The 19,011-nt window shown below is 67.7% G+C and carries 18 protein-coding genes; 10 read left to right on the forward strand and 8 right to left on the reverse strand.

Annotated elements, in window-relative coordinates:
- Positions 1-127 precede the first annotated feature (127 nt).
- The 5 genes from QMX79_RS14435 to QMX79_RS14455 form a co-directional block, all read right to left on the reverse strand.
- Positions 128-1,006 carry a farnesyl diphosphate synthase gene (locus QMX79_RS14435; protein ID WP_282247357.1) on the reverse strand — a complete coding sequence of 293 codons (879 nt, stop codon included), beginning with the start codon at positions 1,004-1,006 and terminating at the stop codon, positions 128-130.
- The gene (locus QMX79_RS14440; protein ID WP_068853531.1) at positions 996-1,256 is read right to left on the reverse strand and encodes an exodeoxyribonuclease VII small subunit; all 261 of its coding nucleotides are present in this window, start codon (positions 1,254-1,256) and stop codon (positions 996-998) included. Before QMX79_RS14440 ends, QMX79_RS14435 begins: the two co-directional genes overlap by 11 nt.
- 36 nt (positions 1,257-1,292) lie before the next feature.
- Positions 1,293-2,579 carry a tRNA lysidine(34) synthetase TilS gene (tilS, locus tag QMX79_RS14445; protein ID WP_282247358.1) on the reverse strand — a complete coding sequence of 429 codons (1,287 nt, stop codon included), beginning with the start codon at positions 2,577-2,579 and terminating at the stop codon, positions 1,293-1,295.
- A 66-nt stretch (positions 2,580-2,645) separates the two neighbouring features.
- Complete coding sequence (locus QMX79_RS14450) at positions 2,646-3,164, reverse strand: WG repeat-containing protein (protein ID WP_282247359.1); 519 nt, start codon at positions 3,162-3,164, stop codon at positions 2,646-2,648.
- Positions 3,164-4,876: an alkaline phosphatase gene (locus tag QMX79_RS14455; protein WP_282247360.1), complete on the reverse strand. Its 1,713-nt coding sequence runs from the start codon at positions 4,874-4,876 to the stop codon at positions 3,164-3,166. The genes QMX79_RS14450 and QMX79_RS14455 overlap by 1 nt, the downstream gene beginning before the upstream one ends.
- Before the next feature lie 150 nt (positions 4,877-5,026).
- Here QMX79_RS14455 and QMX79_RS14460 point away from each other — a divergent pair, with 150 nt between their 5' ends.
- The 7 genes from QMX79_RS14460 to QMX79_RS14490 all read left to right on the forward strand — a co-directional run bounded on the left by QMX79_RS14460 (position 5,027) and on the right by QMX79_RS14490 (position 12,403).
- Entirely contained in the window at positions 5,027-6,367 is a 1,341-nt protein-coding gene (locus QMX79_RS14460; RefSeq protein WP_282247361.1) for a dicarboxylate/amino acid:cation symporter, read from the forward strand.
- A 346-nt stretch (positions 6,368-6,713) separates the two neighbouring features.
- Positions 6,714-7,199, forward strand: coding sequence for a hypothetical protein (locus QMX79_RS14465; protein WP_336618869.1), 486 nt, complete (start codon positions 6,714-6,716; stop codon positions 7,197-7,199).
- Positions 7,196-7,834, forward strand: coding sequence for a hypothetical protein (locus tag QMX79_RS14470; protein WP_282247363.1), 639 nt, complete (start codon positions 7,196-7,198; stop codon positions 7,832-7,834). Before QMX79_RS14465 ends, QMX79_RS14470 begins: the two co-directional genes overlap by 4 nt.
- 42 nt (positions 7,835-7,876) lie before the next feature.
- Entirely contained in the window at positions 7,877-9,415 is a 1,539-nt protein-coding gene (locus tag QMX79_RS14475; RefSeq protein ID WP_282247364.1) for an adhesin, read from the forward strand.
- A 137-nt stretch (positions 9,416-9,552) separates the two neighbouring features.
- The gene (locus QMX79_RS14480; protein ID WP_282247365.1) at positions 9,553-10,254 is read left to right on the forward strand and encodes a C39 family peptidase; all 702 of its coding nucleotides are present in this window, start codon (positions 9,553-9,555) and stop codon (positions 10,252-10,254) included.
- Positions 10,255-10,262: 8 nt separating this feature from the next.
- A complete protein-coding gene (locus tag QMX79_RS14485) occupies positions 10,263-11,045 on the forward strand; it encodes a hypothetical protein (RefSeq protein WP_282247366.1) in 783 nt (260 codons plus the stop codon).
- A 44-nt stretch (positions 11,046-11,089) separates the two neighbouring features.
- Positions 11,090-12,403 (forward strand): transporter, encoded by a 1,314-nt coding sequence (locus QMX79_RS14490; RefSeq protein ID WP_282247367.1) that lies wholly within the window; start codon positions 11,090-11,092, stop codon positions 12,401-12,403.
- A 215-nt stretch (positions 12,404-12,618) separates the two neighbouring features.
- On the opposite strand, the gene QMX79_RS14495 is transcribed toward QMX79_RS14490, so the two are convergent.
- From QMX79_RS14495 to QMX79_RS14505, 3 genes are all read right to left on the reverse strand, one after another.
- Entirely contained in the window at positions 12,619-13,956 is a 1,338-nt protein-coding gene (locus QMX79_RS14495) for a sigma-54 dependent transcriptional regulator (protein WP_095363479.1), read from the reverse strand.
- Between the two features lie 245 nt (positions 13,957-14,201).
- Entirely contained in the window at positions 14,202-14,981 is a 780-nt protein-coding gene (locus QMX79_RS14500; protein ID WP_282247368.1) for a C40 family peptidase, read from the reverse strand.
- 131 nt (positions 14,982-15,112) lie between these two features.
- The gene (locus QMX79_RS14505; protein WP_282247369.1) at positions 15,113-15,646 is read right to left on the reverse strand and encodes a C40 family peptidase; all 534 of its coding nucleotides are present in this window, start codon (positions 15,644-15,646) and stop codon (positions 15,113-15,115) included.
- A gap of 116 nt (positions 15,647-15,762) precedes the next feature.
- On the opposite strand from QMX79_RS14505, the gene QMX79_RS14510 reads away from it, so the two are divergent.
- The 3 genes from QMX79_RS14510 (at position 15,763) to gorA (ending at position 18,998) form a co-directional block, all read left to right on the forward strand.
- Positions 15,763-16,242, forward strand: a complete 480-nt coding sequence (locus tag QMX79_RS14510; RefSeq protein WP_282247370.1) for a peptidylprolyl isomerase — start codon at positions 15,763-15,765, stop codon at positions 16,240-16,242.
- 123 nt (positions 16,243-16,365) lie between these two features.
- Complete coding sequence (locus tag QMX79_RS14515) at positions 16,366-17,583, forward strand: DUF418 domain-containing protein (RefSeq protein WP_282247371.1); 1,218 nt, start codon at positions 16,366-16,368, stop codon at positions 17,581-17,583.
- A gap of 59 nt (positions 17,584-17,642) precedes the next feature.
- Positions 17,643-18,998: a glutathione-disulfide reductase gene (gene gorA / locus QMX79_RS14520; RefSeq protein ID WP_282247372.1), complete on the forward strand. Its 1,356-nt coding sequence runs from the start codon at positions 17,643-17,645 to the stop codon at positions 18,996-18,998.
- Positions 18,999-19,011: the final 13 nt, after the last annotated feature.

The raw sequence follows: 19,011 nt of genomic DNA on the forward strand, positions 1-19,011 counted from the left end.
TATTTGCGGGGGCTTTGCGAAACATGGATGTTTCGCAAGAGCCTACACGGACGTATTCACGGCGCCCCCCGCAAACCCACACCCGCCGGCCCTGCGCAGAGACGTTCGCAGACCAGGGCTTTCGACGTTAGTGGTTGCGCTCGACCGCCAACCGCCCAAGCGCACGCAACGCATCAGCGCGTTCGTCATAACCTGCAAGGCTGTCGTGCATGCGCTCGCTGAGCGCGGCCAACTCGGCCTTCGCACCGTCCATCCCCAACAATGCCGGGAACGTGGACTTTGCCTGCGCCTGGTCCTTGCCCGCCGTCTTGCCGAGCTGTTCGGAACTGGCTTCCACGTCCAGGATGTCATCGCGCACTTGGAAGGCCAGGCCGAGGGCGTTGGCGAAATCGTCCAGCTGCAGCAGGTCCGCGTGCGGCGCATCACCACACAGCGCGCCCATGCGGACCGCCGCGCGGATCAACGCGCCGGTCTTCAATGCGTGCATGTGCTGCAGGTCGGCCAGCGGCTGCGCGTGGCCCGTTGCATCGATATCCAACGCCTGGCCACCGCACATGCCGGCCGCGCCCGAGGCGTGGGTCAGTGCCTGCAGGCAGTGCACCCGCAGCAGCGCCGGCAACGCCGCATCGGCCAGCAGCCCGAACGCGCGCGTCTGCAGCGCATCGCCGGCCAGGATCGCCGTGGCTTCGTCGAAGGCGATGTGCGTGGTCGGGCGGCCGCGACGCAATGCGTCATCGTCCATCGCCGGCAGGTCGTCATGCACCAGCGAATAGGCGTGGATCAGCTCCACCGCCATAGCCGGCGCGTCCAGCGCGTGTTCGTCGGCGCCGAAGATCTGGCCGCTGGCGTACACCAGCAGCGGGCGCATGCGCTTGCCGCCCCCCAGCACCGCATAGCGCATCGCCTGGTGCAGGCGCTTGGGCGCCTGGTCGGGCGAGGGCAGGCTGGCGTCGAGCTGGCTTTCAATGCGGTCGCGCCAACGCGCGAACGTGGACTCAACCGTCATGGCTGGGCGGGTCGAACGGCTCGGCGGTTTCCGGGCGGGCCGGATCGCTGAGCAGGCGCACGCGCAGTTCGGCCTGTTCCAGCGCCTGCTGGCACTGGCGGTACAGGCCCACGCCGCGCTCATAGGCGCTCAGCGACTGCTCCAGGCTCATGTCGCCGGTTTCCATCTTCTCCACCAGCTGCTCCAGTTCTTCCAGCGAATGCTCGAAGTGGGCGACCGGGGAGGCGTCTGTGGGGGATTTCTTGGCCATGCGGCAAGTGTGAAGCGCCAGCCCCAAGGGGTCAATTCACGCCGCGCCCGGCGTCCAGCGCAGGCGGGCATGCTGTTCATCCAGCCACTGCTGCAAGGGTGCCGCGATCACCTGGTCGCCGGCCGCCACCAGCGTCTGGTCTGCATACAGCAGCGGCACCTGGCGGCGCTGCCACGGGGGCAAGCCGCTCTGCTGCAGCAGGTCCTTCAGCGCGTGCGAATGACTGCGTCCGCGCAGCTGGATGCGCTCGCCGCCGCGGCGTGCACTGACCTGCACCGGTTCATCCAACCGCTTGGCGCCGATCAGGGCCAGTTCGCCACCATCGGGGAGCGCCAGTGGGCTGGCGCCATCCCAATGCACGCTCCAGTCCAGCGGCAGCGCCAACGCCATCGGCAGCAGGTACAGGTGGCCGCGCCAGCGGCGGATGCGCACGCCCTGCCAGGCAAACTGCGCATCGGCATCCTGGGCAGCGGGCAACAATTCGCGTTCGATCGCCTGCACGCCCGCGGCCGGCAACGGCGGTTGCCCCGCGCTGCGCACCCATTGCCGCAGCAGCCGCGCGCGGCGCTCGCGTGGCTGCCGGTGCAGCTTGGCGCAGTCGAGTACGCCGGGCGATACCGTGCAGCGCCGCAAGGCGTCGTGGTCGGAGGCATCGAGCAGGCGCTGTGCCTGCGCGCTCAGTTCGGCGCTGCGTGCGAAGGCCGCATCGGCCTGCGGCCAGCGTTGCTGCAGCAGTGGCAGCACGTGCAGGCGAAGGAAGTTGCGGTCGGCCACATCGCTGGCATTGCTGGGATCTTCGATCCATTCCAGTGCGTTGGCCTGCGCATGGGCCAGCAGGTCGCTGCGCGGAATCTGCAGCAGTGGCCGCCAGATCGAGCCGGCGGCGAACGGGGCATGCGCCCGGATCGCCGCCAGGCCATCCACGCCGGAGCCACGCAGCGCCCGCAGCAGGAACGTTTCGGCCTGGTCATCGCGGTGGTGCGCCAGGGCCAGGTGTTCGCCTTCGCGCAGGACGCGCGCGAACGCTTCGCGGCGGACGTGCCGTGCCGCGGCTTCCAGGCCCGCACCGCTGTCGCGCGGCACCGCCACCCGGATCACCTGCAGCGGAATCGACCAGGCCGCACAGGTCGCCTCGCAGTGCGCCGCCCAACGATCTGCATCGGCCTGCAGGCCGTGGTGCACGTGCACCGCATGCAGGCCGGCGGCGCGCTGCGCGGGTGACTGGGCCAGCCAGTGCAGCAGCACCGTCGAATCCAGTCCGCCACTGAAACCCACCAATACGGGTGCGGGCAGGTCGGGGGCAGGGGGCAGCGCAGTAGGCATCGAAGGGGACATGTCAGGCAGAGGGCCAGTATCGGCCTTGGCAGCACGCGCCGCCATCACGCAGGCTCATCGCCCGGCGGGATCGGCCACGCGGCGACCCTGGCGGTCAATGTGGAACCACTCGCCGCCTTCCATCGGGGTGTGGCCATCGCCATCCGGCGTGCCGCGCCGGCAGCCATTGCAGACCTGGGCAATGCCATCGGAAAACGGCCAGCCGAAATCGTAGGTGCCCGGTACCGCCTGTGCCAGCGCGGCATCGAAGTAGGCGATGCGCTCGCCCACGCGGCCGCGCAGCAGGCCTTCCTCCACGTAATCCGGGCCGTTGTCCCAGGTGATCACCGCCTGGCTGCGCCCCTGGCGGCTGACGTAGTGGAAGCGGTCCCCGGCGTACACCGCGGCCAGCCCCTGGCTGTCGTAATCGAGCCGGGCACGTGCCGCCGCGTCGAGCGACAGCCGGCCCTGCTCCAGGTGGCAGCCGGCCAGCGGCTGCAACCCGTCTTCCTCGGTCAGCCGCTGGCAGGCCGGCGGCGCGGCCAGGCCCACCGCCGGGGCCAGCAACGCCACCAGCACGCCGGCCCGCCGCATCAGTTGCCCGCGTCCTTGCGCTCGAAGGCGGTCGGCGTCGGCAGTTCCACCGGCACGCCCTTGGCGTCGCAGGTGCCGGCATCGCACAGGCGCTGGCGCAGGCGCGGGGTGGCCTGCACGATCATGTGGTAGATCGCGTTCTGTTCCATGGTGCCGCGCACCGCCTTGCTGCCTGGGCCACGGGCCCAGATGCCGACATCTTCGCCGCCGTGGCTTTCGCTCTTCATCGGCACCAGCGCTTCCTGCATGTAATCCGGGTGCTCGGTGTCCACGTGGGTCAGGTCCGGGCGGCCCTTGGCCGGGTCGAAGCTGCTGGGGTTGTGCGGGTAGGCCTTGGGGCCCGCCGGCTGCTGGTTGGTGGCACCGGTGAAGCCGGGGCCATTGGCATAGCTGAGCGTGGTGTAGGGCAGGCCCAGGCCGTCACGGGCCAGGTCGAGCGCGCCGGCGCCGTCTTCGCCGCCCTTGTCCTTGACCTTGCCCAGGATCGGGTTGCCACGCGCCGGGTAGCCCACGAAGTTGAGCGTGTGCGAGTGGTCGGCGGTGACGATGATCAGCGTGTCCTGGTCGGAGGTGGCCTCCACCGCCGCGCGCACCGCGTCGGACAGCGCCACCGTATCGCTGAGCGCGCGATAGGCGTTGCCGCTGTGGTTGGCGTGGTCGATGCGCGCGCCTTCCACCATCAGCACGTAGCCTTCCTGGTGGCGCGACAGGTTGCCGATGGCCGCCTTGGTCAGTTCGGCCAGGCTGGGCTCGCCGGAGGGGTCGTCCTTGCGCTCGATCTCATAGCGCATGTGGTCCGGCTCGAACAGGCCCAGGATCGCCGGTGCGTTGGCCGCAGCCTGCAGCTGCGTGGCATTCCAGACATAGGCACCCTGCGGGTGGGCCTGCTTCCATTCGCCGACCAGGCTGCGCCCGTCCAGGCGCAGGCCGACCTTGTCGTCGTACTCCGGGTCGGTTTCTTCCACGTTGGTGAACTGGGCACGACCGCCCCCCAGCGCGACCAGCGGGCCGCGCCCGTAGCGCGAGGTGTCCAGCAGCTGCTGGGCGATGTCCCTGCAGCCGGCGGCCTTGGCCGCTTCCGGCAGGTCGGCGTCGCTTTCCCAGTTGCGCTCGGGCGAATGGGCGTAGGTCGCGGCCGGGGTGGCGTGGGTGAGGCGCGCGGTGGTCACCACGCCGGTCGCCATGCCGGCGCTGTCGGCCAGCTGCAGCCAGGTCAGCAGGCCCTTGCCCAGGCTGTCGGCGCAGTCGCTGCGGCTGCCCGCGCTGACCCCGATGGCGCCCATGTGGGTCTTCACGCCGGTGGTGATGGCGGTCATGGTGCCGGCCGAATCCGGGGTCTGCGAATCGGTGTTGTAGGTCTTGCTGAACGCGGTGGCCGGGAAGCGCTCCCAGGAGAGCAGGTTCTCTTCGCCCGGGTTGCCGTTGCGCTGGCCCTCGAAGATGCGTGCGGCGGCCACGGTGGTCAGGCTCATGCCATCGCCCAGGAACAGGATCACGTTCTTTGCGCGGCCGTCCATCGCGCCACTGCCGGCGGCCCGGGCGGCGCCGCTGCGGTACCACCATTGCGGGGTTTCACCGGCCGGGTGGGCCACCGCCGGTACATCGACCTGAACGGAGCCGGGGGTGGCGCGGGAGGCAGGGGCGGAGGTGGCGCAGGCGCCGAGCAGCAGGGTGGTGGCGACGGCCGCCACAAGAGGCGTGAAACGGGACATGGACGCGCGTATCTCAATGGTGAAACGGGCGTTCATTATGCAGAACCCCGCAAGGCACGCCGATGACACGCTGATTTGTTTCTGTGCGCCTCGTCCGCAGGGGCGCGTTGGGCTAAGGTGAGGGGCTGTCACTCTCTCCCTGGAATGCTCATGACGCTGGTGTCTGCCTGGCTGCGGATCCCGTTCTGGCAGCGCGTACTTGGCGGCTTCGTGCTGGGCGCGCTGGCCGGCTGGCTGCTTGGCCCCGCCGCCGAAACCTGGTTCGGCCCGCTGGGCGACCTGTACGTCACGCTGATCAAGATGATCGCGGTGCCGCTGGTGTTCTTCGCGGTGATCAACGCCATTTCGTCGCTGCACGGGCAGAAGTCCGTGGCGGCGCTGGGCGGGCGCACCTTCCTGTGGTTCATCATCACCGCCGCGCTGGCCGTGGGCATCGGCCTGGCCGTGGGCACCCTGATGCAGCCGGGTACCGGGAACCTCAGCCTGAGCATGGACCACGGCTACACGCCGCGCGAAGTGCCCAGCGTGGTCAAGGTGGTCATGGACGTGGTGCCGTCCAACGTGTTCTACGCGCTCACCGGCATCGGCACCAAGGTCAACGCGGCCGGTGAGACGGTGCTGGCGGCGGGGCGCGGTTCGATCCTGCCGGTGATCTTCTTCGCCGGCCTGCTCGGCTTTGCCATGGTCAAGCTGGGCGACAAGGTCGCCGAGGCGCGCAAGCTGACCGGGCAGATGAGCGACATCATGATCCAGGTCACCCGCTTCGTGCTGGAGATGACGCCGCTGGGTACCTTTGGCCTGATCGCCGGGCTGGTGGGCAGCTACGGCTTTGAAAAGCTGCTGCCGCTGGGCAACTTCGTGCTGGCGCTGTACGTGGCCTGCGCCCTGCATATCGTGCTGGTGTACGGCAGCCTGCTGCTGGTGCATGGCCTGAACCCGTTGAAGTTCTTCCGCGGGGCCGCGCCCGGCATGCAGGTGGCGTTCGTCAGCTCGTCGAGCTTCGCGGCGATGCCGGCGGCGATGCGTTCCATCACCCACAACCTGGGCGTGAACAAGGACTACGCGTCGTTCGCGGTGCCGCTGGGTGCCAGCATCAAGATGGACGGCTGCGGCGCGATCTATCCGGCGCTGTGCGCGGTGTTCATCGCGCAGTACACCGGGGTGCCGCTCACCCCGGAGCAGTACGTGGTGGTGCTGATCGCCTCGGTACTGGGCAGCTTCGGCACCGCCGGCGTGCCCGGCACCGCGGTGGTGATGGCCACGGTGGTGCTGAGCGCGGCCAACCTGCCGCTGGAGACCATCGGCTACCTGTACGCGATCGACCGGATCCTGGACATGATGCGCACGATGACCAATGTCACCGGCCAGATGCTGGTGCCGGTGCTGGTGGCCAAGGAAACCGGCCTGCTCGACCGCGAGGTCTACGACAACCCGTCCACCAACCTGGGCGTGGACGAGGGCGAAGAGCGCACCTCTCAGCACGATCGGTAAGGTCGTCATGCAGCGGGCCGGCGTTTGCCGGCCCGTCTGCGTTTCATGACTGCGCACTGTGACATCTGTATCGCCGGGTGTAACAACGCTGATACACCCAAGTGTGAAGCGAGCGTTATCCAGCCTCCCGGTGCATGCAAGCTCGTGTTCAGGACGCGTGAACCTCCACGCAGGTGTAACACCCGCGTTGCAGTGACAACGGTCGATGCCGGCAAGAGGCCCGTAGAACGGCCTTCCCGGACTTGGCACGATTGCTGCTCCATCCCTCCGCATGTAACGGGAGGTCGCAATGGACAGCGTTCGCGTACGGAGCAAGGCAACGGCGGTGACGTGGCTGCTGCTGGTGATGGTGCTGGCACCGGCAGCGGTGCAGGCATCAGGCGCGCGGCAGGGCGTGAAGGCGCAACCCGGTGAGATGGTGCTGCTGCGTGACGTGTCCGCACGGCCCGCCTACCGGCCCGCTCCCCCGGGCGTGGCGCTGATCGCCGACCCATCGCCCAAGCGCGAAGTTGCCGGCGCATTGGGTACCCCGACCGGCATGGACGAACTGAGCGACGACGACTACGCCTCGCTCGGCTCCAACACCGGTATCTCTGCCGGCCACCAGCAGACCACGGTGGAGCGCGTCACCACCGGCACCATCAACAGCACCCTTGGCAAGGCCACCAGCACCGGTGTGCTGTCGGGCAGCTCGCTCGGCCGCAGCATCGGCGGCCCGATGGGCGCGGTGGGCAATGCCACCCGCGGCATCGGCGACCAGGTGCGCGGCGCGCTTGCGCAGTTCCCGCTCGGCCAGCCGGCCGGTGCCCCCTCTGGCGGGCCCGGCAAATGAAACGCGCAACCGTGCTGCTCCCGCTGGGGTTCTCGTTGCTGCTGCCATTGTCGCTGTACGCGCAGCAGGCAGACGACTACGCCGGCATGCTGGGCTACCTCAACAACACCCGCCTGGATGGCCGCGCGCTGAGCGGCGCCGACGGTGCCATGGTGGTCAACATGGCCGCCGGTGACCTCAACCTGCAGGCCAACCTGCTGGGCATCGCCAGTGGCGAGAACGCACAGGTCAACATCGATGCACGCCAACGCCTCGCCGGCAACCGCGTGCGCGCCGATGGCGCGCTCGAGGCAAGCGCCAGCATCGGCGGCCAGGCACTGAACGGCGCCAGCGGCGTCGCCATGATCAATCAGGCCAGCGGTATCGGCAACGCGACGCTCAACGTCGTCACGGCCACGCTGGCGCAACAGGGCATACGCGAGACGAACGACGAGGCCTTGGCCGCGTCGGGGGCAATCGCGTCAGCAGGGGGGCAGGGCACCGCACGTCGCGGTGGTTCCGCCGGAACCCGCAGTGTCGCCGTGGAGGACACCGCACTGCAGGGATTCGACGGCGTTCTGCAACTCAATCAAATCGCGGGTTCCGGCAACACCACCGCCAACCAGTTGGGCATTTCGGTGCAGTCCACCCCGTGAGCAGTTCCATCCACCCGATTGACCGTGAAGAGAGAGGGCACCATGAACACCATGAACAAGACGGTACTTGCGCTGGCCATCGCAGTTGCGGCTACCGCATCTGCCTCCGCACAGGACAACCAGAACGCAAGCGCGTTCATCAACCACATCCACAACGTGTGGGAAACGCGCACCAACCTCAACACCAACGCCAACACCAACCTCAACACCGACGTTGATACCAACATCAACACGAATGTCGATACCGATATCGATACCGATATCGATACGGACATCACCACCGCCATCGATACCAACATCGATACCAACATCCGCAACGACTGGGATTCGCGTACCCGCGTACGCAACAACAGCACCACCAACACCAACACCGATACCACCACCAAGACCACGACCAAGAGCTACAGCGACACCAGCGACGTGAACCACACGCGCAATGTCTCGGTCAACGAAAACGTCCAGAAGAACAGCAACATCCAGGCCGACGAGCGCAAGGAAAAGAACAACCACGGCGTGGACGTGAACCTGGAATCGGACCTGCAGGTGGGTGCGGATGTGCAGTTCCGCGGCCGTCCGACCGTATCGGGTGACCTGGAGGTGAACTCGGCCGCGATTGCCATCATCGACAACCGCCAGTCGATCACCGACAACGACGGCGACAACAAGCTGCTGGAGAACAACTCCTCGATCAGCGAGAACGTCGCGCAGGACGCCTCGGGCAACCTGGGCTTCAACACCGCCGCGGGTGACAACAACGCCCAGGACAACGCCGCGTCGCTGTCCGCCGCCGATGCCTCGTTCACCTTCGGCATGTCCGATGCGCAGGTGTACGTGAACCAGTACGGCGCTGGCAACACCACCACCAATGATGGCGTGGTCAACAACTCCAGCCTCAGCGGCAACGCCTTCCGCGGCGCCACCGGCAACATCGGCGTGAACAGCGCCGCCGGCAACAACAACGAGCAGAAGAACGCCCTGGCTGCGTCGGTGTCCACCGCCCGCATGGCCACCGCGAGCATCAGCTCGAACCAGGTCTCGGCCGAAAACAGCGTGACCAACGAAGGCTACGTGAAGGCCTATCGCGACACCACCGAAGTCACCCTGCGCGGCAACGTCCGTGGTGGCACGGCGGCGGTCGGTCTCGGTGGCTATGCCGGTCGCGGCAACGCCTACCAGAAGGAAAACTTCTACCCGGATACCTGGACCGGCGCGACGCACACCGGTGGCAACCAGACCGGGCACATCGACCTGGATGCTGACGCACAAGGCGCAACCGACAACCCGTACAACGAAGGCGCGGGTGGTATTGCCTTCGATACCGACGAGCACGGCGTGCTCGCCTACGGTGAAGTGGGTTATGCCGACCTGCGTGCCAGCCTGAGTGGCACCGTCCAGACCACCCGCTGGGTGGTTGAGCGTGCCGAGAACAACGCCTCGCTGTCCGGCGATGCGTTCCGCAGTGCCAGCGGCAACATCGGCGTGAACGTCGCAGCCGGTACCGGCAACCTGCAGGCCAACAGCCTGGCCCTGGCCGTGGCCCAGCCGTCCAGCGGTGGCGGCACCCCGGGCGGTGGCGAGTAACTGTGTCCGTTTTCGCAAGCAACACGCGTTGAGCGCAACAAACCCGGCCATCCGCCAATGGCCGGGTTCCCCGGGAGCCCCTGTTCCATCCTCCCCCTTTGGGGCAGGGGCTCCTTCCTTCTTCCGGAGCCATGCCGATGTGGTCGACCCGAGCCCTGTGCTGCGCGTTGTCGCTGTTGCTCCTGCCGGTGGGCGCTTCGCGCGCCGGTGATGTGTCCTTCAGCGGCGTGCTGCCCAATGGCGCGGTGTACTCCCAGCGCGTGGAGAGCATGCAGGAACGGCGTTTCCGCAACGTGGTGCGCCAACACACCGATTACAGCTGCGGCGCGGCCGCATTGGCCACGATCCTGCGTTATGCCTACCACCTGGACGCGGACGAAGGCACGGTGATCGAAGGAATGATGGGGGTCTCGGACCCCGAACTGGTCCACCAGCGCGGGTTTTCGCTGCTGGACATCAAGCGGTATGTGGAATCGATGGGCATGCGCGGACGCGGCTACCGCGTCAACGAAGAGCGATTGCGCTCGCTGCGCGTGCCCGGGCTGGTGTTGATGGATGTGCGTGGTTTCCGCCACTTCGTGGTCCTCAAGCAGGTCCGCGGTGACGTGGTCGACGTAGCGGACCCGATCCTGGGCAACCGCAGCATACCCGTCAACGAATTTCTCGAATCATGGCCGTCGCGCGCCGTGTTCGTCGTGATCGGTACCGATTTCGACCGAAACACCGTGTTGCTGCAGCCCGGCGAACAGCCCAGTGCGCGTTCGCTGTATGCACGGCAGGGCCCGATCACCGACGCGGAACTGGTGGATTTCGGTTTCACCCATGCCGATCTGTTCTAGGAGGCACCATGAACATCGCAAACTGGACGCACAGTGCATTGCTCGTCGCGCTGCTCGGGATCGCCCCGGTACACGCCGCCGATGCACCCACGGCGCAGGAGCAGGGACGCCCCGGCAAGGGATTGAGCGAGATCCCCGACCCGGAACTGAAATTGATGCGCGGCCGCTACACCGTCAACGGCAATGCCGTGGCCTGGTTCGGCGTGACCATGGTTTCGCAATGGCAGGCGGGCAACCAGTCCGCACAGAGCGCGCTGACCCTGGGCATGGATTTCAGCCATGGCGGCAACACGCCCAAGGTGAGCTTCACGCCCAGCGTCACCGTCACCGCGGCCGACGCGCCGCTGCCGGAGACACCGGGGCGCAGCGTGGATTCCAGCGGCCTGCAGAACGTGGCCGGGCTCACCCAGAGCATCCAGGTGGCCGGTGACAACAACGTGGCCAGCAACGCCACCCAGTTGAACGTGCGCGAAGGCAGCGCACCCACCACCACCGAGCAGAGCGCCCCGCAGGCCAGCGCGCAGCAGGGCGGCGTGAGCGCCGTGGCCCAGCAGGACGGCAACAGCGCCAGCGTGCAGCTGCAGATACAGGGCGTGGGCCAGGTCCAGCAATGGATCCGCAACGGCAGTGTCGGCCAGAGCATCGCCGTGGCGAGCGATGGGCAATCGGCCAGCAACCGCATGCAGATCGACCTGGTGCGGCAGACGTTGGCCAACAGTGCGTCGCTGAACCAGAACGTGGCCCAGGCGATGAACCTGGTACGCGGCGTAGGCATGGGGCCCGGCCAGTAACACCGGCCGGGTGGGGGAACGAGACCAGAACGCAGGGCAAGGAAATGCATACCTCGATACGCATGACACCGCTGGCGCTGGCGGCGCTGGCACTGATCGCGTCAGCCGCGGCAAACGCGCAGGACGCACCGGCCACCCCGGCCGACGAAGCCGACGTCAAGGCACTCATCCAGCAACTTGAAACGCTCAAAGCCAATTACGCCCAGGAAGTGCGCCGGCTGCGCGAACTGGACATGCAGGTGCAGGCCATGCAGGCCCGCCTGAGCGGCAAGACCGCCCCCCTGGCCGGCGCAGCGCCGCCGCCCGAACCACTGCCCTCCAGCACCCCCGCCGCACCGCCGACCGGCGACGGCTACGCCAGCACCGCCGCCGAAGCGCAGCAGGCCAAAGAGGCCTCGCGGCGCAGCGTCGACGACGTCAAACAACAGACCTCGACCCTGTTCACCCGGCGCTTCACCCTGGAAAACAGCCTGAGCTACGCCCGCTACGACCGCAAGCAGCTCACCCTCAACGGCTTCCTCGCCCTCGACGCGATCTTCCTCGGCAACATCGCCATCGAAAACGTCGAGTCCGACACCCTCACCTACAACCTGGCCGCACGCTGGGGCCTCACCCCGCGCCTGGCCCTGAACCTGGACGTGCCCTACCTGGCCCGCAAGACCGTCTTCCAGAAGGGCGGCGCCGGCGGCTCGGCCGCTGCCATCGCCCAGGAAGAAACCACCGGCAACGGCCTCGGCGACATCAGCCTGAGCGCCAACTACAAACTGTTCGCCGAAAAAGGCCGCTGGCCCGAAACCGTGCTGACCGTGGGCGCCACCGCCCCGACCGGCCGCGAACCCTACGGCCTCAGCTGGAAAGTGCTCGAGCGCGACGACGACGACTTCATCCGCTTCGCCGTGCCCGAACAGCAGCCCACCGGCAACGGCGTCTGGCAGGCCAACGTCGGCCTCTCAGCGGTCAAGACCGCCGACCCGGCCATCCTGTTTGCCAACATCGGCTACATCCACTCGTTCGAAAACAGCTTCGACGACCTTGATGCCAACCCCGATACCGTCAACCCGGGTGACGTCAAACTCGGCGGCTCGTACTACTTCGGCGCCGGCGTCGCGTTCGCCTTCAATGAACGCACCAGCCTGAGCATCTCCTTCAGCGACAAGCTCAGCGCACGCGCCTCCACCCGCTTCAAGGGCGGCCAGTGGGTCAAGATCGTCGGCAGCGACGCCAACGCGGCCACGCTCAACCTGGGCATCACCTACGCACTCAATCAGAACACCACGATCGTGAGTCTGCTGGGTATCGGCCTGACGCCGGATTCGCCAGATTTCACCCTCGCGTTCAAGGTTCCGTACATCCTGTAGCGCGTATCGACCAACGGTCGATACCTACCGCCGAAGGCCCCGCTTTTCCCATGGCCACCGACCCGATGTCGAAGGGTCGGCGGGGGTGGGTTTGCGGGGGTGTGAGCCGCATGGATGCGGCGACCAAGCCCCCAGGGATGGGTTTACGGCGTCCCCCGCAAACCCACACCCGCCGGCCCAAGCCAGGGACATTCGCAGACCAGGGCTTTTCGCTCTTAGCGCAACTCCGGCAGAGCAAGTTGATGCTTACGGCACAACCGGTACACGGTAACGCGAGACACCTGCATGGTGCGGGCACATGCGGTGATGTTGAACGCGTTATCGCGCAACGCCTGCAGCAAGGCATCGCGCTCGGCCGCCTGGCGTGCATCGTGCAGCAGCCGCTGCGGCATCTCCACCTGCGGTGGCAGCAGCTCCAGGTCGGCCACGTTGATCAGCTCGGCCTCGCTCACGATCGCCGCCCGCTGCACCCGGTTCAACAGCTCGCGCACATTGCCCGGCCAGTTGAACCGCAGCAGCGCCTGCGCCGCCTCCGTCGTGAACCCGCGCGCACGCGTCACGTGCCGACGGCGGAAACTGGCCAGGAAATGCTCCGCCAACAGCAGGATGTCGCTGCCGCGGTCGCGCAGCGCCGGCATCGGCAGCCGCAGCACATTGAGCCGGTAAAACAGATCGCGGCGGAACTGCCCGCGCTCCACCGCCTGCTCCAGGTCGATGTGCGTTGCCGCCACCACCCGTACGTCCACCGCCAGCGGATGGTTGCTGCCCACCCGCTCGATCGTGCCCTCCTGCAGCACCCGCAACAGGTTCGTCTGCGCATCCAGCGGCAGGTCGCCGATCTCGTCCAGGAACACCGTGCCCCCGCTGGCCGTCTCGAACAGGCCCAGACGACGCGTCGCCGCACCCGTGAACGCCCCGCGCTCATGCCCGAACAGTTCCGACTGCACCAGCGCCGCCGGAATCGCCCCGCAGTTCACCGCCAGGAACGGCCGCGCATGGCGCGGCGACAGCGCATGCAGTGCCTGCGCCGCCAGCTCCTTGCCGGTACCCGTCTCGCCCGTGACCAGCACCGGCAGCTCCACCGGCGCGAACTTGCGCAGCGCCGCCCGTGCCACCTGCAGCACCGCACTGTTGCCCACCAGCGCCTGCGCACCCGCCGGCGAGCGCGTCTCGTCGCCATCTGCCAGGTGCTGCAGCCGTTGTACCAGGCTGGAGAGATCCAACGGCGCCGTAAACGTCTCCACGCAGCCCGCCAGCAGCGACTGCAGTGGCGGCGGCGTGGGGTAGGGGCCGGGCGGCAGGATCGCCAGCACGCGCATGTGCCGGTGCTGCTCCAGCAGCGCCTGCAGGTGCTCCACGTTGCCGGGGGCCGCCCCGCGAAGGTCCAGCAGGCCGACCACCAGGTCGCTGCCGCGCATGCCGATGGCCACGCATGCATCGCTGGCCACCCCGCGCACCTGCCACCCTTCCGCCGCCAATGCGGCGCGCTCGGCCGCGTGTGGTTGCCCAAACCAGATCACACACCGGGCCGGAAATTCAGGGACTGCCGCCATGCGTCACCTTTACTGGAAAGATCCCGGGCGGTGTCTGCTGGTCGGCGTGACCCCGGCGAGCCGCCCCACGCCGGAGTCAACAACCCCTGCCGAATCCGGCCAGGGCTGGTCGCACGCACTTGGATTTGCTCGAACGACAGTAGGGACAACGCCGGTTGCCCCGGTTACCGGCCATTCCGGGCCCACAACGAAAAAGGCCGCTGCACGGGGCAGCGGCCTTCAGGCGGCGCGGCGGGGTGGCCGGCTCAGAGCTCGACGCGGCGGGCCTGCATGAACTTGCCGCTCCAGTAGCCCGAGACCAGGCTGTCCACGCGGACGTCCTTGCCGGTGCTGGGGGCGTGCAGGAAGCGGCCTTCACCCACGTAGATGCCCACGTGGTCGACCCGGCCCTTGCGGCCGAAGAACACCAGGTCGCCAGCCGCCAGTGCATTGCGGTCGTTGATCAGCTCGGCTTCGCCGTCATGCGCCATTTCACGCGAGACGCGCGGCAGGTCGATGCCCAGCGCGGTCTTGAAGACATAGCCGACCAGGCCGCTGCAGTCGAAACCGCTGTCCGGCGAGGTGCCGCCCCAGCGGTACGGCGTGCCCAGCAGGGTCATCGCACGGCGCAGCAGCGACTGCACCTTGCCATTGTCGGCGGCGCCACCGACCACGACGCCGTTGGCGCCGGAGCTGGCATCGTAGTTGGCCAGCAGGCGGCTCAGGTCGCCGGCGAACATCGCCGAGCGGTCCATGAGCGGAATGGTGTCGTTGGCCGCCAGGTGCGGAAGCAGGGCGGCGAGGGTGGCACTGGCAGCGGCATCGGCCTTGCTGCGGGCCGGCGCGTCAGCCTTGGGCTTGGCGGCGGCGGGGATCTCGGTGGCGGCAACGGTGGCAACCGGAGCAGCATCGACGGCGGTCGTCGGTGCCGTCTGCGCCCAGGCCGGAAGGCTGGCCAGGCAGAGGGCGAAAGCGAGAAGAGCGGGGCGGGCAGTGCGCCGGAAAGTGGCGGTCTGGCCTTGGCACGTCAGGTCGGCTGTCGTCACGCGGCGGTCACTGAATAAAAACGATGGGTGATGATGCCGTGTAAGACGTGTGATTTGGTACAAATTTCGTTAAATTTCCGTTTACATGAACGTGATGGAGGTCACATTTTTAGACCTTCGCCCTGTTCATTTCAGTGAAGGACGCGTTTCGCCCCCGTGTAGTGCTGCTTCCAATAGGTGCCGCCCAGCGAATCCAGCCGGACCGTTCCGCCGGTGCTCGGAGCATGCACGAAGCGCCCTTCGCCCACGTAGATGCCGACGTGGAAGACGTTGCCGCGGTCGCCGAAGAACACCAGGTCGCCCGGTGCCAGCCGCTGCGGATCGATCTTCGGGCCCTGCACCGCAGCGAGGTCGCGCGAGGTGCGCGGCAGCTTCAGGTCGAGCATTTCCCGGTAGACGTAGGCCACCAGCCCGCTGCAGTCAAAGCCGGATTCGGGGGTGTTGCCGCCATACCGGTACGGCGTGCCGACCAGCCCGATGGCGCGCATCAGCACCGCATTGGCCGCCTGCGGGTCGTTGGGCACGACCGTCGGCCAGACCTGGGTGGAGGCGGGCGGCGCGCTGGGGCGGGTGGTCCTGCCACCGCCGCAGGCGGCCAGCAGGGCCATCGCGAGCAGGGCGGCAACCCGGGCAACAGAGCGGTTCAAGCGCGGAACTGGCGTCATGTGCGTGATGTCCGGATAATGCGCGGCCTCAGAAGGCCGTCATGATGGCGGCGTACTTGGCGGGCGACAACCCGTCCCACCCGTCTGCCCTGGCAGCCTCAGCACAAGAGTTCCGCATGAAGATCGAAAAAGACCGCGTCGTCCGCTTCCATTACACCGTCGCCGAGCAGGGCCAGGAGCCGATCGAGAGCTCCAGGGACCGTGACCCGCTGGCGATCCTGATCGGCCACGGCAACATCATCCCGGGCCTGGAAGCGGCCATGCTGGACAAGGAAGCCGGCGCCACCTTCGAGGTCGACGTCAAGGCGGCCGACGCCTACAGCGAGCGCAAGGAAGGCCTGACCCAGCGCGTGCCGAAGAAGCATTTCGGTGACACCCGCCTGGTGAAGGGTCAGCAGGTCGTGCTGCAGACCAACTTCGGCCCGCGCGCCGTGACCGTGGAAAAGGTCGGCATGAGCGTGGTCGACGTGGACCTCAACCACCCGATGGCCGGCAAGGACCTGCACTTCTCGGTCGAGATCGTCGACGTGCGTGAAGCCGCTGCCGAAGAACTCGAGCACGGCCACGTGCACGGCGACGGCGGCCACCAGCACTGAGTGCAGGCCACCGCGCAAGGCAACGGCCCGCTTCGGCGGGCCGTTGCGTATCTGCAGCGTCGAAATGCCGGGCGGACCGTGGGCCGCGGCGGCATAATGTCCGCCCTGCCAAGCGAGTCGCCCGTGAAGCCAGTTTCCCCCACGCTGCTGCCGGTGGCTGCCGGCGACCGCATCGAAGTCATCGACATCCTGCGTGGGGTCGCGCTGCTGGGCATCCTGTTGATGAACATGGAAGCGCTGAGCGGCCCGCTGGACCTGGCGTTCACCGGCATCGACCCGCACTGGCAGGGGCTGGACTACTGGGCCGACGCGGCCATCTACGTGTTGGTGCAGGGCAAGTTCTTCACCCTGTTCTCGCTGCTGTTCGGCGCCGGCTTTGCCATCATGGCGCAACGCGCCGAAACGGCGCGGCGCGACTTCACCACCTTCTACCTGCGCCGCAGCGCTGGCCTGCTGCTGATCGGCCTGTGCCATGCGTTGCTGGTGTGGTCCGGCGACATCCTGGTGATCTACGCGCTGGTGTCGCTGCCGCTGCTGGCCACGCGCGAAGCGCCGCAACGCTGGTTGCCGGCGATGGGCGTGGTCACCTACCTGTGTGCGGCGGCGATGATGCTGCTGCTGGGCGCGATGCTGGGCCTGGTCGGACAGGTCGAAGGCGATGGCGGCGCCCTTGGCTCGGCCATGGCGCAGGGCCAGCAGACCGTTGAACTGCAGCGCCAGGCGTATGGCCATGGCAGCTTCGGCCAGGCGGTGGCGCAGCGGGCAAGCGACCTGGGCACGGCCCTGTCCGGCGCGCTGATCATCGGCCCGGAAGTGCTGGGCATGTTCCTGCTGGGCAGCTGGTTCGCGCGCAGTGGCGCGCTGGCCGACCCGGCACGTTTCGAGCGCCTGTACCGCTGGCTGCGGCGCGGCGCGCTGCCGGCTGGACTGCTGTTGATGCTCATCAGCGCGAGCTGGGTGCCGTACCTGGCGCCGGGCACGTTCACGCCCACTACCGGTGCGGCGTATGCGTTGTCGTCGGTGGCCAGCCTGCTGATGTGCCTGGGTTACCTGGCCTGGATCGTGCACTGGCGGCAACGCCTGCGCGTGCTGGCGCCGATGGGGCGGATGGCGCTGACCCAGTACATCCTGCAGTCGCTGGTGTGCACCTGGCTGTTCTACGGCTACGGGCTGGGCGCGTTCGAGACGATGCCGCGTGCCTGGCAGGTTCCGTTCGCGGTGGCGCTGTTCGCAGTGCAGGTGCTGCTCAGCCATGCGTGGCTGCGCCATTTCCGGTTCGGGCCGCTGGAATGGATCTGGCGCGCGATGACCTACGGGCGTTGGCCAGCGTTGCGCCGATGAAACGATTCGGGCCGCGTCGTCACGTCTGAATCGCGACGTGGCGTGGCATGCTGGCGCCCATGACAACGCAATACGACTACGATCTGATCGTGCTGGGCGGCGGTTCCGGCGGACTGGCGGCGGCGTTCCGCGCAGCGCAGCACGGCAAGCGCGTGGCGATGCTGGAACCGGGCGAACTGGGCGGTACCTGCGTCAACGTCGGCTGCGTGCCGAAGAAGGCGATGTGGCTGGCCGCCGACCTTTCCGGGCGCATCGGCCTGGCCGCGGCGATGGGCTTCGATGTGCCGGCGCGACCGGCGCTGGACTGGAAGGAGCTGGTGGTACATCGCCAGGCCTACATCGCCAACATCCATGCCAGCTACCTCAAGCGCCTGAACGACAGCAACGTGGTACGCGTACCGCGCAGGGGCCGGCTGCTGGATGCGCACACGGTGGAATGCAGCGATGGCATCCGCATCAGTGGCGAACACATCCTGCTGGCCACCGGCGCGCACCCGCAGCGTCCCGACATTCCTGGCGCCGAGCTGGGTTCGGTCTCGGACGACTTCTTCAACCTGTGCGGCGCACCCGGTCGCGTGGCGATCATTGGCGGCGGCTACATCGCCGTGGAACTGGCCGGGCTGCTGCAGGCGCTCGGCAGCCGGGTGACCCTGCTGGTGCGGGGCGAACGGCTGCTGGAACGGTTCGATGCCGAACTGACCGCACAGCTGGCCGAGAACCTGCGCCACCAGGGCGTGCAGGTGATCTGCAATTACCGGCTGCGTGAGCTGCGGCGCGAGGGCGAGGATCTGGTCGCTTACGGCCACGATGGCCCGACCGAACCGCGCTTCGACCAGCTGTTCTTCGCGACCGGCAGGCGTGGCAACAGCGCCGGGCTGGGGCTGGAGGAACTGGGCATCGTGGTCGGTGACAAGGGTGAGGTCGAGGTTGACGACTGGCAGACCACCGCGGTGCCCAGCGTGCATGCTGTTGGCGATATCGCGGGCAAAGTCGGCCTGACCCCGGTCGCCATCGCCGCCGCGCGCAAGTTGATGGACCGCCTGTTCGGCGGCCAACCGCAGGCGAAGATGGACTACGAAAACATCGCCAGCGTCGTGTTCTCGCACCCGGCACTGGGCGCGGTGGGCTTGAGCGAAGAAGAAGCGCGCGCCCGCCACGGTGACGTGCGCATCTACCGCAGCAATTTCCGGCCGATGCTGCAGGCGCTGGCCGACGGCACCCAACGCAGCCTGTTCAAACTGGTCTGCGTAGGCGAGGAGGAACGGGTAGTGGGCGTGCACCTGCTCGGCGAGTCGGCCGACGAGATCCTGCAGGGGTTCGCGGTCGCGGTGAAAATGGGCGTGACCAAGGCCCAGCTCGACGACACCGTCGCCATCCACCCAACAAGCGCGGAAGAGGCAGTGTTGATGCGCTAAGGCGCATCAACAC

This window comes from Stenotrophomonas sp. PS02300 (assembly GCF_029959395.1).
Classification (GTDB): domain Bacteria; phylum Pseudomonadota; class Gammaproteobacteria; order Xanthomonadales; family Xanthomonadaceae; genus Stenotrophomonas; species Stenotrophomonas maltophilia_AD.